Source organism: Alteromonas sp. 1_MG-2023, assembly GCF_030547075.1.
Taxonomy (GTDB): domain Bacteria; phylum Pseudomonadota; class Gammaproteobacteria; order Enterobacterales; family Alteromonadaceae; genus Alteromonas.
In genome coordinates this window covers 189,253-206,357 of record NZ_JAUOQH010000004.1, presented here as the reverse complement: position 1 = coordinate 206,357, position 17,105 = coordinate 189,253, and the positions used below count along the sequence as shown (strand labels likewise).

The following is a 17,105-nucleotide window of genomic DNA, read 5'->3' as shown; positions in this document are numbered from 1 at the left end:
CTCCGACCACTTTTCGTACTAATCTAGGCAGCCAAACTGCAAAGGCATTCTTTATTTCGGCACTAGTTCAAAGGCCTTCTAAGCAAAAAATATAAGCAGGGTTATTGCCATTTCGGAGGGTATCTCTTGGCTGTACACAGATGTACCTGGTTCTTAACGCTGTGCGCCTTGGCTTTTCATTTTGGCCTTTCGCTTCCCGCCTTTGCTAATACTGGTAATACTGCACCTGTCACTGTGTCAGAAAATGTGACAGAGAATGCGCTGCATCAATTTGAAGACGATCTTTATCTGTATCCACAACAAACCTACAACGAATTAGTTAAATTAACTGAAACGAACAACTTTAGCCTTGAGGGCAAAGCTTGGTTATTGCTGCGCAAAGCACAATCTGAAAGTGTATTAACCTTGTTCGAGGATATGGACACAACGTTTGCCGCTATCGAACCTTATGCCAATGTATTGACTTCAAAACAGGTTGCTTTATGGGGTTATTTGAAGGGAGTACGGTTACATCACAAAGGAAGTATTACTGAAGCCATCATAGCACTAGAACAGGCTGTTGACGTTGCTAAAGAGGACACGACCAGCACCATATATGTGTTGTCTATTAGAGAGCTAGGCTATGTTTATGCTCTATCTGGTGACTACTACCGCGCAACGCTAATTCTGCAAGATGCCTATAAAAACCTCGTCAGCTTAAATAACCCTTTCTTCAACGGCCTTTTAGAGGAAAGCCTAGGCGATACTTATAACTATTTAGGCAACTACACAAAATCGATAGAGTATTACGAGGGTGCGCTGGCGTTTTTTGACTCTCTTAACTACCGACCTCTTGTTGCCAGTACTTTGCTAGGGCTCGCGATGGTTAATCGCAAGCTAGAAAATTGGGATGATGCACTGACCTACTTTGAGCGTTATGAAATAGCGCTCGAATTTACCAACGAGCACAGCGAAAAGTTCTTTCTACATTACGGCCGCGCCATGACGCTTGCTGAAAAGGGCGATTGTACTGCCGCAGTTAGCGCCATCGAGAACGCGCTAAGCTTATCTGGCCCTATTGATTACAACGCAGAGCTTTATAAAAAAAGAGCCCTGTGTAATTTGGCCCTAGATAACTTAGCCGCAGCGAAACAAGATTTAGCGAAAGCGCGGAATATCATTGAGGGCATAGATGCGCTTCATGGTACTCAGTGGCATTTGGAGCTTGATTACATTGACGGATTAGTCGCATTTAAAGATGATAAATTCGAGCAAGCTTTTGAATTTATTCATGTATATTACAAAGACTTTCTAGAGCTACAACGCTTAAATAATTCAGAATATGTTACGCAAGTACAAGCTACCATGGAGGCAGAGCGCAAAGACAAAGAGATTGCGCTGTTAAAGCAGCAAGCTCAACTGCAAGCGGTTACAGCAAGAGAACAATCACTAAAAGTTAGGCAGAAGAACATGTTGTTAGCAGGAGTAGTCTTAATATTTGCCCTATTGCTTATCTTTGTCGTTTATCAAAATAAGAACTCAAAAAAACTGCTGGCACTTTCTATTCGAGACGACCTTACCGGCTTGCATAATCGTCGTTACTTCTTTGATTATTTTGAGAATAACTTAGTTAAGCTAAATCCTGAACATGTAGGGTTAGCACTGATATCCTTCGATATCGATAACTTTAAACACATCAATGACAGCTTAGGCCACCATGTGGGCGATGAGGTAATTAAGACTGTAGCGCAAACAGCGGCAAACACTTTACGTACCAACGATGTTATTGCACGAATTGGCGGTGACGAATTTATTATTGCGCTTCCTCGTACCACTTTGCTGCAAGCCAAAGAAATAGCCAAGCGCGTATTAGAGAATATAAGAAGCCATCGATTCACCACCAAAGAAGGCGCCGATTTTACTGTAACAGCCAGTTTAGGTGTGGCCTATCATCATCAAAATGAAAAGATTGCCTTAGATGTTAAGTCGTTGATGGAGTCTGCAGATACGGCCTTATATGAATCTAAGCGTGCAGGTAAAAATCGTTTCACCGTTGCTGCATAAAAATTTACTTAACCGGCTGTATTTCTAAAAAATCTTACCTATTCTTTAGTTAAGCAATCGATGGGATTTTTATGTTTAGAACGCAAATAATTGCCGCTAGTTTATGTCTTGTTTCTTTTTTTAGCCTCGCTAATTCGGGTTCGCGCCTTACCGCTACTGGCGGTATTACAGGGTTTGAGGGTGCTGCCGGTGGTGGCATCACCCCTTGGGCTTTTATCAGCGGTTATGGCAGTAAAGAAGAAATAAATGGCACCGCCAATGTTCAATATCTGCATTTGAACGACTACACCTTAACCACCTTTGGGGCTAGCCTGGGTATTTATGATCGCATTGAACTAAGCGCACAGCGTCAAACCTTAGATATCTCTTCAGGCATTACCAGCAGTGTGTTTAGTTTGCTCACAGAGGGGGCAATTAATACCGCGAAATCTACCCGTATCGATATGGATATTGTGACAGCCAAGGTTAAAGTGCTCGGTGACGGTGTGTTTGATCAACATTCTTGGGTGCCCCAAGTGGCAGTGGGCGCACAATATAAAAAACATCGAGATTTTGATACAACGCTACTACTGCCTGACGGCACCGGCCCCCTGCCCAATCAAGGTGTAGCTCGTATACTTGGTGCGAAAGACGATAGCGGCACCGACTTTTTTGTATCTGCCACTAAGCTATATTTAGGCCATATCAACGGCTTTAACTTATTAACTAACCTAACTGCCCGCTATACCAAAGCCAACACCTTTGGCTTGCTTGGTTTCGGTAGTGCTAGTGATGATAGCTATAAATTAGAATGGGAAGGAACGCTGGCGCTGTTAACCAGCCCTTCTACGGTAATAGGGGTTGAATTTAGAACTCAAACCAACCGCTTAGGCGGGTTAGCAGAAGAGGACACAGTCACCGATGCTTTCATTGCTTATTTTCCCAATAAGTCATTCTCGCTTACCGCTGCCTATGTAGATTTAGGTAACTTACCCATGCAGCCTAGCTCAACAGGCTTCTATTTAACTGCCACTGCTAATTTTTAAGTCGATGATGATTACATATTTAAAGCAAACAATAGCTAAAACACCTGTCTTCGCGTTATTTACCCTGGTTTTCTGGTGCATGTGTGGGTGTACTTCCACCCTGACTTCAACACAACCTGCAACACAAGCTGCAAATAGTTTGTACGATGAAATAGGTGGGAGTAAAACCCTAAACACTGTGTTTGGGGTCGCTATAAATCGAATCTACAACGACCCAATTATTGGTCATTATTTTAATGGTGTACCGAAAAGCCATTTACGCAAACAACTGGTATCACAAACCTGTGAGCTTATCGGTGGTCCTTGTGTTTATGAAGGCAAGGCTATGTTAGACACCCACAAAGACTTAAACATTAAAGAGCGAGAGTTTTATATTTTAGTGGAGTATGTACAAGGCGCGATGCGAGATGTAGGGCTGACCTATCAGCAAGAAAATCAAATTCTGCAAAAATTAGCCCCCATCAAATCTGAAACCATCTACTTATAAAAGGTAAATTTTAACTCTTGTTCATAAAAAGCTGCGTCTAATACCTTATCTTATACGTAAGGTTAATATCGCCATCAAAAAATCGATTTTTTATGTACTTACGACACACTACATTGCCATTCCATCGCTCTGCGTTATTCACTGCGTTAACTCTTTCATTCACTTTTTTTGCTCCCGTTAGTTATGCCCTTGATGATCCAGAGCGCGACCCTGCAAAAGTAACAGGTCATGAAATCGAACGAATACGTATTCAAGGCGAAGCACAAACACAAAGTGGCCAGTTTGTTTCAGCCTCTCAAGGCTGGGTGTCGGGCGATACATTAGTAGAACGGCCCATGCTTCGCACAGGCGAAATGCTAGAGTTTATTCCAGGCATGATGGTGACCCAACACAGTGGTTCAGGCAAAGCGAATCAGTACTTTTTACGCGGCTTTAATTTAGATCATGGTACCGACTTCGCCGTCAATGTAGATGGAATGCCTGTGAATATGCGAAGTCATGGCCACGGTCAAGGCTATTCAGATTTAAACTTCGTCATTCCCGAAATGGTAGATAATTTAAGTTATTTCAAAGGTACGTATTACGCCAACATCGGCGATTTTTCCAGTGCTGGTGGCGCATATTTCAGCTCTAAAGATAACCTTGATAATAACCTACTGCTTGTAACCTTAGGTGAAGACAACTATCGCCGCGCCGTAACCCTGAATTCAGCCAGTATTGGTAAAGGGACGGCCATTGCCGCATTGGAGTACCAAACGTACGATGGCCCATGGTCAGACATTAATGAAGACGTGAAGAAAAAGAACGCTAACCTGCGTTACATAGTGCCTTTATTCGATGGTGAATTGGCCATTAGCGGTATGGCATACGAAAATAGTTGGAACAGCGCTGACCAAGTTCCCGAAAGAGCAATTCAAAGCGGCCTGATAGACCGCTTAGGCTCAATAGATACTGATGTTGGCGGCGAGTCATCACGATACAGTTTGTCTGCACAATATAAAAGCGACACGATACATGCATCGCTATATGCTATCGATACCGACCTTACCCTTTTCTCTAACTTCACCTATTTCTTAGATAACCCAGAAACTGGTGATCAGTTCGAGCAAGCTGATGATAGAAAGATTTACGGCGGTGAATTATCAACTACCCTTCCTTTTACCATGCCTTTTAGTGGTTCTTTTAGTGAAGGCAGCGCCATCACTTTTGGCGGACAATGGCGATATGACGACATAGACAATGTAGGTTTGTATCGCACACAAGACCTGCAGCGTCTAGGAACTATTCGTGAAGATGCGATAGAAAGTAGTTCGTACGCCGCCTTTGCACAGTCAACAATAATGCTCTCGGATGCGCTGTCTTTATCGCTAGGTGGACGTTACGACTACTTCGACATTGATGTAGACAGCCAAGTGGCAGCAAACAGTGGTAGTGAGAACGATGGCATGTTTAGCCTAAAAGCGGGCTTAAAATATCAGGTTAGCGACACAGTAACGACCTTTGCCAACATAGGCCAAGGCTACCATTCGAACGATGCCCGCGGGGTAACTATTACCCAAGACCCAACTACAGGCGAAGCCGTAGAGCCCGCGCCATTACTAGTACGTTCACTCGGTTATGAAACCGGTATTAATTGGACCGACGACAAAACTTACAATGTTTCAGCGGCCCTGTGGCAGTTAGAATTAGACAGTGAGTTGGTTTATGTGGGCGATGCGGGTTTCACCGAAGCAAGCCGTCCGTCTAAACGTTATGGTGTGGAATTAAGCGCTTATTACTGGTTAAATCATCATCTTACTGCCGATGTAGAAGCGGCATACACCAAGGCACGCTTTAGCGATACCGTTGATGGTGAAGGGGATCATATAGACGGTACTGTACCGATTGTCGTGAGTGCCGGAGCTACCTGGTACCAGCGCAGTAATCAACAAGGCTTCAGTTATACCTTACGTGCAAGGTACTTAAGCTCACGTACGGTAGACAGTTTTGATGTTATTGAACCACCCTCAACCTTTTTGCTAAACACCCAAGTTGCCTATCAACATACCGATTGGCAAGTAGGGTTAGAGGTATTGAACCTACTTGATAGCGATGCACACGACATTGATTATTACTACGCCTCTCGCTTACCTGGCGAGCCAGAAGAAGGGGTAGAAGACTTACACTACCACCCCGTAGAGCCCAGAACCGTTAGACTTACCTTTGGGATTAAATACTAAGAATCAGCCCAAGTTCATACAATAAGCGGCAGACAATAAACGAAATGATGCGGCGGCTTTCCGCCGCAATAGACTAAAGAACCAACACGCTTATAATTAATTGATTACCATAAATAAAACAATGTAACCACCGATCACCACACCACATTACTACCACACCCTCATACTATTGATGAATACCTTTGATGAAAGTTATGGACTATAAAGTACGAGCTTGAAGCACCCTTACGAATCATTAAAGAATAATCAATCGTTATGAGGAATTTTAACATGGAAGAATTTATTGCATCACTTGATGTGGATCAGTATCTCCCTGGCGCACTAGCGTGGGCCACTAATATACTACTTGCATTACTTATACTTATTATAGGTATGTGGGTAGCAGGCAAAGCCTACAAAGCGATGGTTGCACTCGCTAGTAGATATCCCCAATTAGATGACACCCTATTTAAGTTTTTTGGTAGCGTACTGCGCTACACCATACTGGCTTTTGTAGGCATAGCGGTACTTAATCGCTTTGGTGTACAAACCGCTTCTATTATTGCATTGCTTGGTGCCGCAGGGCTTGCCGTAGGCTTAGCACTACAAGGCACCCTGTCTAACTTAGCTGCTGGCGTTATGCTTCTTATTTTCCGCCCATACAAAGTAGATGACTTTGTAGAAGCTGCAGGAAAATTTGGTAAAGTCACCGAAATAGATATGTTCACTACCATTTTGCAAACCTTCGATAACCAACACATTATTATTCCAAATAGCCAAATTTGGGGAGAGCAAATCACCAACCATTCACACCATGAAATTCGCGGTGTAGATATGACCTTTGGTGTTGCGTATGGTGAAAGTATTGATGCTGCTCGCGCCGTAATCGACAAAGTACTTGCTGAACACCCCCATGTACTTAAAGAGCCAGCGCCGTTTGTTGAAGTTGAAACCTTAAACAACAGTTCGGTAGACTTCATTGTACGTCCGTTCTGTGAAGGTCAGCACTACTTCGATATTCGTTACTCAGTGCCTGAGCAAATTAAGAAAGGGCTTGATGAAGCGAACATTGAAATTCCATTCCCACATCGTAAAGTTATTTTGGTTAACGAAACTAATCAGTAACTAGTTTTGATGTGATACAGATAGGCAGAAAATAACTAAAAGCGACTGTTCAATAACATTGAACATTCGCTTTTTTGTATGCGCTTTTGACTTAATTTATGACTTGATTTACAGCTTGTGTTCGCATAATAAAGTTTGTACACAACACCGTTTTGGAATATTGATTTTCATTTAATGAGATGATATTCATTGATTTCGGCAATTGTCGATTCTAAATTCTCAAATAAGGATATTTAAGTGATTAGAAGTATTTGTTTACTATGTTTTTTAACCTTTCCACTTTTGGCATCGTCTAAATCAAGTGCAACGCAGGAATTTTTGATAAGTGAATCAAAAGAATTCATAAGTGATGACTTTTCGGCTAGCGCAGAAGCGTTGGGACTTTCAATCAGTCAGATGAAATATGCAACCGACCAATTTCTTTTGATGGTGTCGGAGGTCAAATCGCCTCAGATGAATGAATTTCGTGAAGTGCATGAGTTAATGAATCCGGAGCTATACTCTCAACAGGAAATCATGGTTGCGTACAATAATCAACAAACCCAAATGGCCAACTTTTTGGGGCTGCCAGTCGATAAGCTCAATCCATTTTTTAACGAAATGACTCAACACATTATTGACGATGATGAATTTCAACGGCATTTTCGCACAAATACGACTAACGATAAATACGAACGAATCGTTATAAAATGCGTTGGTGCGTGTGGTCAGATAACATCCTTTGAAAGCCTTTTGCTGGTTTATGCTGCAGCTACAGACAACGATATTCCGCAATTTCAGAATTTCATTGCAGATTTTTACAATAGTGATAGTTCACACTCTTCAAGGGGCTTGTATAGATACAATAATTTCTCTAGTGCGTGGCTGGAAAGACAAGTGTCCAAACCTTGCGAGCGATGTGCATTTGAATAAATAGATTATTCTATACGCTGGGACATGCTCCCAGCGTTTTTATAACTATATGCAAGTCGTATGTCTAGAAGTGAACATTGAACCGTGCTCGAATGCTGCTGATAACAAGTTAAATTTTAGCCATCGCCCCATGTTTTACATAAATGTCAACGTGTACAACTATCACACTCATATTGAAACGAAGGCCCCCGATTTTTCATAGATTTAGACAGCTTGGAAATGATACAAATATCTGCTAATTTTCACTAGGGATTTTCATCCCCCTACTCCCGATAATGTGAATCGAAGACAAAAATATTCTTATATTTATTATTTAGTTAGCTTGCTGTACCGCGTTAAATAAGAGCGTCTTGCCTTCAAAACTACTCCACGAAAACACTACACCACTTGCCCGGCTGCCCAGCCGCTGCTCCACGCCCACTGGAAATTAAAGCCTCCTAGCCAGCCAGTTACGTCTACCACTTCGCCTATAAAATATAAACCTTCTACATTCTTAGCCATCATGGTTTTAGACGATAGCTCGTCGGTGTTTACGCCACCAATGGTAACTTCGGCGGTTCTGTAGCCCTCGGTGCCGTTAGGTTTTATTTGCCAGTTTTCTAGGGTATTGGCAATAGCCTCGCATTCGCTGTGGCTTAGCTGTTTCACCGGCACGTTGCGCCATTGATGATATTCAATAAAGCTTTGAACCATGCGTTTGGGGAACACTTTGTTTAAGCAAGTTGCCAGTAAGGCATCTGGCGTGTCGGTGCGCGCTGTATTAATAAGCGCCTGCGCATCTTCGGTAGGTAGCGTATTAATGCTAAGCGCGTCGCCGGCTTCCCAGTAACTTGATATTTGTAACATGGCTGGGCCGCTTAGGCCGCGATGGGTAAATAGCATAGCTTCACGGAATGAGGTGTCGTTGCATTGTGCATTTACGTCTATGGCAATGCCACTTAGTTCTGCTAGTACGTCTTTGTCTTTATCTTGCAGGGTAAAAGGTACTAGTGCCGCACGGGTGGGCAGCACGTTTAAGCCAAACTGCTCTGCCACTTTGTAACCAAACGGTGTGGCACCTAGTTTCGGCATGCTCAAGCCGCCGGTGGCAATAACGAGTGACTCACACTGGTATTCACCCATTGAGGTATTGAGCGTGTAACCTGTTTCGGTTTTCTCAACACTGAGTATTTCACAACGAGGAGTAATGGTTACACCGGCTTTGTCGCACTCTTTTAGCAGAAGTTCAACAATGTCTTTAGCGCTGTCGTCGCAAAATAACTGGCCTAGGGTTTTCTCGTGGTATGCAATGCCGTGCTCGGCAACCAAACCAATAAAATCCCATTGTGTGTAACGGCTTAGGGCCGACTTACAAAAGTGCGGGTTTTGCGATAAGAAGTTTTCAGGACCAGCGTACATATTGGTGAAGTTGCAGCGTCCGCCACCAGACATAAGTATCTTGCGCCCCACTTTTTTGGCGTGATCGAGCACTTCTACGCTCCGCCCACGGGCACCAGCCTGCGCAGCACAAAACAGCCCAGCTGCACCAGCACCTATTACAATTACGTCACGCTGTTTCACACTACTTACCTCTAATTGCTGCACTGTTAATTAATGCATCATTAATTGATGCATATTCAACTGCTATACCTGACTTGGAATATCGAACGAATTGCCTTGCCAGTTAAATAATAAGGCATTAGAGCAAAACGCGCTGGATTATACGTTATTAGGTAGACCTCTCAACGTTTGCCTGAATGATTGTGTAAATTAAGGGTATTAAAAGTACCTTAAAGTCTACTGTCGATTTCAACCCTATCCAGCTACTCTTATAAAAAGCTCTCGATATGGCAGCATTATGGCTATCCAAGCAAATTTAAGTTTATTAGACCGGTCTCTTCGCGGCGCTATAGGTATCTGTGTAACCGCATTTGCGTTTCTTAACGGCGATATTATCGATGATGTATTCATTGAAATATTACTAGGCATTTTTGGGGTGCTTAACCTAATTTCTTTGTTTTCTGGTTGGTGCCCGGTTTACCAAATAGCCGGAGTTAGTACGAAAGAAAGCTAAAGTTTAGGTTTTGGAGTCATAACTTCCTATGCAAAAAGTGCCTATACTCCTACAAAGAACAGCCATTCGAACCAGGCTTATCTTCGCGTGCCTTACGGTTTCTATTTTAGTTTCGGCTATCTACGTTATTGTGTCTTATCGCTTAGCGGCTGACGTAGGAATTCAAAACGAACTAGCTAGAATGACGCGTGTTGTCGCTTTCTTAAATACAGAAATACAAACAAACGAAGACGTGCTTTTTAATGGTAACTATACCTTTGACCCCCAAAGTCGATTAGCAGACCCTGCATTATCTACGCTATTCCATGTTAGTTCATCTCAAGGACAGTGGACTCAAGCACATTTAATAGACTCACGTTCCAGCCGTAATATATTAAAAAACATAGCAATGTTATCCGAAAAAAGTGCCTCTATTGTTTCCCTAAATAATCGAAATTACCTTTGGGTAAACGTGAAGTCTGATCAATATAATATTTATTATTTTAAGGAGACGACGTTAATCGATGCGACACTTCAACTTGTTGCTAAACGTCTCATCATTACCTCTGTAATCGTATTTTGGATAACCGGTTGGCTGGCCTTAACGCTGTCGTCAATCATAGCAAAACGCGCTGACGAGATTAACGCTTCGCTTGCAAAGCTTGCTACGAACGACCCTTTAACAGGTCTTGCAAACCGTCTCTATATCACTGAGACCTTACATGAAATTAAAACTAACGAACACAAGAGAATAACACTTTCACAGGCATGCTTGTTCGTTATTGATCTTGATAAATTTAAAGAAATTAACGACTCTTTTGGGCATAAAACCGGTGATGATTTGTTGGTGGAATTGTCTAACCGCATGGCTGCTGTTGTAACGCTACCTAATGAACTTATACGAATTGGTGGCGATGAGTTCATAGTATGGGCACCACATTGCAATATTCAACAGGGCGAAACACTTGCGCAATCACTTGTGCAGGTATGCGACACAACGGTTCCACTTAATGGCTTAGAGATTAATACGGGGGCCAGTGTTGGGTTTGCACACTATCCTTCACATACAAATAATCCTGAAACGCTTATATCGTGTGCCGATACAGCAATGTATAAAGCCAAAAAACAGCGGAGCGGCTGGGCAATTTACGACAATCAAAATGTGCTAGTCAACGAGCGTGACGTTATGCTCAGGGCGGATTTGAATGATGCAATGTTAAACAACGAGCTGATCCTACATTTTCAGCCAAAAGTTGATATGAGAAACTGCAACATTGTCGGTGTCGAAGGATTGTGTCGATGGCAGCACCCTAGACTAGGCTTACTAACGCCTTTTGCTTTTATCAATTTAATAGAGCATAGCGGCAAAGTGCAAGATTTTGGGCGTTACATTATAAAAAAAGCTATTGAGCATGCATCGTCATGGCGAAATGAGGGCCACGGTATTCCTATCGCCATCAACCTCTCTCCATATAACCTTTTAGATCCGAGTTTACTCGCTTTTATACAACAAGAATTAAAGCAATATCAATTGCCAGCCAACTTCCTGCAAATCGAGCTTACCGAAAATGAAACCTGCCTCAATATAAAATATATAGAATCTGCACTCACAAAAATTCGGCAACTTGGAATAGCAATAGCTATCGATGATTTTGGAACCGGGATGAGCTCTTTGGCGTATCTCAATAATCTAAAAGCAAATACCATCAAAATTGATAAAACGTTCATCACCGATATTGAGACCAATAAAGGTCATCGTGCCATCGTATCGTCTACGGTCACGTTGGCAGAATCGTTCGAATGCGATGTTGTGGTGGAAGGTGTAGAAACAAAGAGCCAAGCAGATTTATTATTATCACTAGGTTGTTTTATTGCACAAGGCTATTTCTACGCAAAACCGATGCCTGAACATGACATGAAACGCATTTTGAAAAGTGGTATGAAGTTAGATACATCCGTTAATGCAGCCAGCATCTTTGAGACGTATTGACTACTTGAAAGCCGCTTAACTCATCAATTGTTTCGTGAGAAAACGGCCAATGGGTGAGATGTGATTAGTTGCATATTGGCTCTGGTTCCAGGCTTTATAGCGTTTTCGTGGCTTACACGTACTTTCAATTGACTGCCACTGTCTAGGGTTACAGCATACAAGCGGCTTTCGCCTTCGTAACGTACCCAATCTACGGTGCCATTGGGTGATTCATGCTGCGCACTTAAACTTAAATCATCAGGACGCACTAACAAGTCTACTTTGCCGGTAGCACCATCTACTGAGGTACCGGGCACGGTGCCAATTTCAGTAGTGACAGTGTCGTTCGTGAAGGTACCAGGAATGAAGCTAGCTTCACCCATAAAACGGGCCACAAAACGGCTAGCAGGCTCTGAATAACAAGCTTCTGGTGTAGCAAGTTGCTCTAGTACACCTTTATTTAAAATACCGACTCTATCACCTACGCTTAAGGCCTCTTCTTGGTCGTGAGTTACCCAAATAGCAGGCACGCCAGCAGTTTTAAGCGCATCGCGTATTTCCCAGCGAAGGCTGTCTTTCAAGGCGGCATCTAGGTTTGAAAGCGGTTCGTCTAGCAACACGAAAGCGGGTTCGTGTGCCAAGGTACGGGCTAGCGCAACACGTTGTTTCTGGCCGCCGGATAAGCGAGCAGGTTTAGCATCACGAAAATCTTCAAGGCCAAGAAGCTTTAACCAATGATCGGCTAGCTTGGTATCTTTTAATCGAAAGCAAACATTTTGCTGCACGGTTAAATGAGGAAACAGAGCGAAGTCTTGAAATACCATGCCCACATTACGCTTTTCAGGAGGCACGGCTTTCTTTGGTGTCGCAGTCCAATTCCCTAAGGTCATTTGCCCTTCTGAAATAGGAATAAGGCCGGCTAATGCCTGTAAAATTGTGGTTTTACCGCAGCCTGTTGGGCCCACCAGCATAAGAATTTCGTCTGAACCTAATGCTAGGTTTAGCTTATTCACTACACGTGTAGCACCATAATCAACTGACAACTCACTAACTTTAAGCATTAACTACGTTCATCCTCGGAAACGGTAAACTGGGCGCGGCGTTCGCCGGAAAGCATTAATATTAATCCAAAGCCCGATAACAATACCAGCAATAAACCGGGCACAGCGGCGCGGCCAAAGTAACCGGCTTCGTATACTCGCCACATGTAGGTAGCTAAGGTTTCAAACCCAGTTGGCCCTAACATTAATGTGGCTGGTAGTTCTCGCATGGCTTCTAAAAACACCAGTGCGGCACCGGCTATCATACCTCTTAGAGTAAGTGGTAAGGTAATGCGCATAAATGCTTCACGAGGGCTTGCACCTAATACTCGCGCCGCTTTCACTAATCCGGTATCTAAATTTTCCGCAGTACTACGCACACTGCCCACGGCAAGAGGTATAAAGCGTAGTACATAGGCCATTACCAACAAACCCAAGGTTTGATATAGGTAGGGCAATTGAAGCCCAACGTAAACCAATGCGGTACCCATTACGATACCAGGTACGCCGAAACCAAAATAAGTAATGCGCTCCATCAAACGGCCAGCTTTACCTGCAATAGCCGCTTGAGCAACGGGTATGGCTAAAATAACTGCCACGATAGCCGCCAAGAATGAAGCATAAGCTGAATTCCATGCGTAGCTGAATTCAAAGCCACCGGTACCTTCGCGTATAAGCCACAACGTGAAAATCGCCAAGGGAAGCACTATTGCTAACAACAGAACGGGCATTGCGGCTAGTAACATCAGATTACGCTGCCAGCGAGCAGGCCATAGGCTTAAGTGTCGCCCAGGGCGTTCTTTAGCGCCGCTAATGCGGCTTTCAATAAATAAGATTAACCCTACAATCACCATTAACTGCAAGCTCAACATAGCAGCTTGGCTTAAGCCAAAGGCGTTATATTCAACAAAAATAACACGGGTAAAGGTGTCTAGGCCCATAATGGCAGGGGTACCGAAATCAGACAGCGCATAAAGTGCAGCTAATAAGGCACCGGCAGCAATACTAGTAGCGACACGAGGCAATACCACACGCCATAAGCTTTTATACAGTGAAACACCTAGCGTGCGGGCTGCGTTAATCAGGCTAGCATCAAGGCTTAATAACGATGCTCGTGTGGTCATCATCACAAAGGGGTAGGTATACAGAGACATTACCAGCGCTGAACCCCACAGACCATCCACACTTGGGGTAGAAATACCTAATACGTTTTCTATTTCACCACCACGGCCAAATGAAAAGTACATGGCGAATGCACCAATGTAACTGGGTAAGGCTAAGGGGGCAGCCAATAAAATTAACCAAAACCGTTTAAACGGCATTTGTACGTAGGCAGTGAACAGCGCTAACGGCACGCCTATTAGTACCGAGCCAATAATGGTCAGCACCATAAGTGATACGGTGTTACCGAGTACGCGCAAGTTGTGGGTGTCGAATATTTCTGCGCTATCTGATGCCAACGAAAATAAAACGCCTACTGGCAGTAGTGCCATTAACGCGATAATTAGAGCCAGCGGATACGACTTTGGCCAGTTGCTCACAGCACCCCGACTTTTCGCATGAGATTAAGCGTAGGGCGTAAATCTGCTAGTTTTCGAAGGTCCATATCAGGAGGAGATATTTCCGTTAGCGCTGGAATACCTTGCGGCGGTGTTACCCCTTGTACCAGCGGAATTTCGTACGCTTCGCTAGCCAAATATCCTTGCACTTCACGGCTAAGCAAATAGCGAATGAAGTTCACCGGTAGGTCACCTTCACTTAATGCCACAATACCAGAGGCATTTACTAAGCAGCCCGCGTCGTTTTGGGTATACGCTAGAGCCACATTCGCATTTGGCTTGCCGGCTTTTAAGCGTAATGTATAGTAATGGTTAGCAAAGCCCATATCTACTTCACCACGTTCAACGCCCATCACTACACCAAGTTCGCCAGCGTACTTCTTCGCTTTGCTATTAACGCCTTTAAGCCAATCGGCCGTGGCCTTTTCGCCTTCTAAAATACGCATAGCGGTAACGAAAGACTGGAACGATGCATACGCCGGTGCCCAGCCTAGCGCTAAATCGCTATCTGCTAAGGCCATCACGCTATCAGGAATTTGATCGGGGGTTACTCGCTCGGTGTTGTACGGCAATGTACGAATACGGCCAGTTACTGGTGTCCAGCTTGGGTATTGGAAACCCTCTTTCAATTGGGTGGTTAAGTCGGTAGGTAGTGGCTTGGCTAAACCTGAGTCGGTTACCATGCCTACGCTACCTGTATCTACCGCCCAAAATAAATCGGCGCGCTTTACCCCTGCTTTTGCTTCTGCAGCAAGGGTATTCGCTAACGCGGCGGAAGCGCCGCGTCTAATTTTTAAGTTAAGCTTTGGATTTCGTTTCTTAATTGCTTCAAGCACATTTTCATATAAACCGCCTTCGCCTCGGCCTAAATAAAGGGTGAGATCACCTTCCAATTTAGGTAGCGACTCTACCGACACACTTGCGATAGTGTTGGCAAAACTTAAACTGCTAATAGGTAAACTACCTAACGCACCTGCGGCGGCTAAACCTTGTAAAAATGTTCTACGTTGCATTTAAAAAATATTTCCTTAGAAAACGTCTTTACGACTTTTCTCAGCTTCTACTAACAAAGCACGAGCACGGTCTAACTTAGTATGCATAGATTCTACTACACCACGTACCGCCTCTACACCTTTACCGCCAGAAATTGCCTGCGGTAAAGTAACGTTAAAGTCTTTCTCTAAGTCTTCAACTAGCGCTGCATCTAATTCGATTAACGCACCTTCAACACCTTCAAAGCGTTGTAGGTAAGTATCGTGAACTAATGTGGTAGCAACTTCGGTAAGTTGTTCTGCCGATTTAGCCACTACGCGATCTAAACGCTTTTTGATATCGTCAATCACTTCAGGGGCTGTGGTTGGTTCAACTTCAGTAGTTTGAACCTTGGCAATTAAACCCTGCTTTTGATATTGAGACGCAAGTTTAACTGCGCCCAACGCTTGCCACAAGGCTTGATTAAGTTTGGTTTCTTCTGCGCGCACTTCTTCTAACGTTTTACCGTTTTCAATGCCCATTTTTATGCCGTAAATGCCTTGCCAAATTGACGCATAAATCGGTACATATTGGGTTTCGATAGCAGAATGAAAATCAACTTCTTCCCAGTATTCAATTAACGCATCTGTGTCTACGTTCTTGCTGTCTTTTTCGTAGGCATCTACCACGCTGCCGAATTTTTCTTCTAGCCAGTGCACTTCTTCAGTGTACTCACCAATATGAGCCTGAAGGTTATTTACATGTTCACTGATAACCCCATTTGCAAAAGCACTACTTGTGCCTAAAGAAAAGGTTGCTGCTAATACTAATACTGAAGCACTTAGCTTCTTCATTGTTGTTGTCATCGTTTTTCCTAGTACGCTTCTAATTATGCAAATGATACTTATTATCATTAATTAAGTAAAGGTAACTCAGCGTATGAATATGTCATACTTTCGCACCAAAAATTTGGCTATTAGGCCTTTAACCACGGTACTTTAAGCGCGAATCGTATTTAGTCATTCGTCGTGAAACCGGCTTTTGTAGGTAGGCTACCAGCACAGTTATATTACATTTTAACGATGCTCTGCGATCAACTTTATGAATACTTAGGCAGCCTGAACTATGTTCACACTTATTCAAAAGCTGGCATGCTAACTTACTTAAGAGACACGCCAATAGAGTTAGTTGGAGATAACCAAAAAGGCCCAAGCAATATGCTCAGGCCTTTAAAATAGAGTTAGCGTAGAATTTAATCTTGCTGTTACAAGCTTTTTAACATGCTTTCAGCGTCACTTACTTCAAAGCGACCTGGATCTTCTACACTGATTTTTTTCACAACACAGTCTTCAACTAACATGGCGTAACGCATAGAGCGCAGGCCACCAAAGTCACTGGTGTTCATGTCTAAACCAATTTGCTTGGTGAAATGACCGTTGCCGTCTGCCAGCATTATAATCTCTTCAGCGTTATTCATCTTACCCCATGCATCCATCACAAATGCATCGTTTACCGATAAGCAAATAACCGTGTCTACGCCTTTCGCTTTAATTTTATCTGCCAATGCGACATAGCCAGGTAGATGTGCTTGAGAACAGGTTGGCGTAAACGCGCCAGGCACTGCAAACATTACTACACGCTTGTCGTTGAAAAGTTCGGCAGTGCCGGGGTTTGTCATCTCACCATTTACTAAAAGGCTGAAATCCACCTCGGGCAAGGTGCTACCAACTTCTATCATGCTGC

14 protein-coding genes are annotated in these 17,105 nt (G+C 43.5%); 8 read left to right on the top strand and 6 right to left on the bottom strand.

Going from position 1 to position 17,105, the window contains the following annotated elements; all coding sequences use genetic code 11:
* Positions 1 to 126: 126 nt before the first annotated feature.
* From Q4561_RS06010 to Q4561_RS05985, 6 genes are all read left to right on the top strand, one after another.
* A complete protein-coding gene (locus tag Q4561_RS06010; protein ID WP_303458343.1) occupies positions 127 to 2,043 on the top strand; it encodes a tetratricopeptide repeat-containing diguanylate cyclase in 1,917 nt (638 codons plus the stop codon).
* Positions 2,044 to 2,114: 71 nt separating this feature from the next.
* Positions 2,115 to 3,068, top strand: a complete 954-nt coding sequence (locus Q4561_RS06005) for a DUF3034 family protein (protein ID WP_303458341.1) — start codon at positions 2,115 to 2,117, stop codon at positions 3,066 to 3,068.
* 79 nt (positions 3,069 to 3,147) lie between these two features.
* A complete protein-coding gene (locus Q4561_RS06000) occupies positions 3,148 to 3,555 on the top strand; it encodes a group 1 truncated hemoglobin (RefSeq protein WP_303458339.1) in 408 nt (135 codons plus the stop codon).
* 92 nt (positions 3,556 to 3,647) lie between these two features.
* The gene (locus tag Q4561_RS05995; RefSeq protein ID WP_303458337.1) at positions 3,648 to 5,774 is read left to right on the top strand and encodes a TonB-dependent receptor; all 2,127 of its coding nucleotides are present in this window, start codon (positions 3,648 to 3,650) and stop codon (positions 5,772 to 5,774) included.
* A 270-nt stretch (positions 5,775 to 6,044) separates the two neighbouring features.
* Complete coding sequence (locus Q4561_RS05990) at positions 6,045 to 6,878, top strand: mechanosensitive ion channel family protein (protein ID WP_303458335.1); 834 nt, start codon at positions 6,045 to 6,047, stop codon at positions 6,876 to 6,878.
* A 237-nt stretch (positions 6,879 to 7,115) separates the two neighbouring features.
* The gene (locus tag Q4561_RS05985; RefSeq protein WP_303458333.1) at positions 7,116 to 7,790 is read left to right on the top strand and encodes a hypothetical protein; all 675 of its coding nucleotides are present in this window, start codon (positions 7,116 to 7,118) and stop codon (positions 7,788 to 7,790) included.
* Between the two features lie 378 nt (positions 7,791 to 8,168).
* Here the strand turns inward: Q4561_RS05985 and Q4561_RS05980 are convergent, their stop codons facing one another.
* Complete coding sequence (locus tag Q4561_RS05980; protein ID WP_303458331.1) at positions 8,169 to 9,350, bottom strand: NAD(P)/FAD-dependent oxidoreductase; 1,182 nt, start codon at positions 9,348 to 9,350, stop codon at positions 8,169 to 8,171.
* A 277-nt stretch (positions 9,351 to 9,627) separates the two neighbouring features.
* Between Q4561_RS05980 and Q4561_RS05975 the strand changes: the two genes are divergently transcribed.
* Together Q4561_RS05975 and Q4561_RS05970 are read left to right on the top strand one after the other, a co-directional pair.
* Positions 9,628 to 9,843 carry a DUF2892 domain-containing protein gene (locus Q4561_RS05975; RefSeq protein ID WP_303458329.1) on the top strand — a complete coding sequence of 72 codons (216 nt, stop codon included), beginning with the start codon at positions 9,628 to 9,630 and terminating at the stop codon, positions 9,841 to 9,843.
* Between the two features lie 28 nt (positions 9,844 to 9,871).
* Positions 9,872 to 11,812 (top strand): bifunctional diguanylate cyclase/phosphodiesterase, encoded by a 1,941-nt coding sequence (locus Q4561_RS05970; protein WP_303458327.1) that lies wholly within the window; start codon positions 9,872 to 9,874, stop codon positions 11,810 to 11,812.
* Between the two features lie 23 nt (positions 11,813 to 11,835).
* Here Q4561_RS05970 and Q4561_RS05965 read toward each other — a convergent pair whose 3' ends face one another.
* From Q4561_RS05965 to Q4561_RS05945, 5 genes are all read right to left on the bottom strand, one after another.
* Positions 11,836 to 12,852 (bottom strand): ABC transporter ATP-binding protein, encoded by a 1,017-nt coding sequence (locus tag Q4561_RS05965; RefSeq protein ID WP_303458326.1) that lies wholly within the window; start codon positions 12,850 to 12,852, stop codon positions 11,836 to 11,838.
* Complete coding sequence (locus tag Q4561_RS05960) at positions 12,852 to 14,372, bottom strand: iron ABC transporter permease (protein WP_303458324.1); 1,521 nt, start codon at positions 14,370 to 14,372, stop codon at positions 12,852 to 12,854. Before Q4561_RS05960 ends, Q4561_RS05965 begins: the two co-directional genes overlap by 1 nt.
* The gene (locus tag Q4561_RS05955; protein ID WP_303458322.1) at positions 14,369 to 15,403 is read right to left on the bottom strand and encodes an extracellular solute-binding protein; all 1,035 of its coding nucleotides are present in this window, start codon (positions 15,401 to 15,403) and stop codon (positions 14,369 to 14,371) included. The genes Q4561_RS05960 and Q4561_RS05955 overlap by 4 nt, the downstream gene beginning before the upstream one ends.
* A 15-nt stretch (positions 15,404 to 15,418) precedes the next feature.
* The gene (locus tag Q4561_RS05950) at positions 15,419 to 16,228 is read right to left on the bottom strand and encodes a hypothetical protein (protein ID WP_303458320.1); all 810 of its coding nucleotides are present in this window, start codon (positions 16,226 to 16,228) and stop codon (positions 15,419 to 15,421) included.
* 398 nt (positions 16,229 to 16,626) lie between these two features.
* Entirely contained in the window at positions 16,627 to 17,100 is a 474-nt protein-coding gene (locus Q4561_RS05945) for a peroxiredoxin (protein WP_303458318.1), read from the bottom strand.
* Positions 17,101 to 17,105 lie beyond the last annotated feature (5 nt).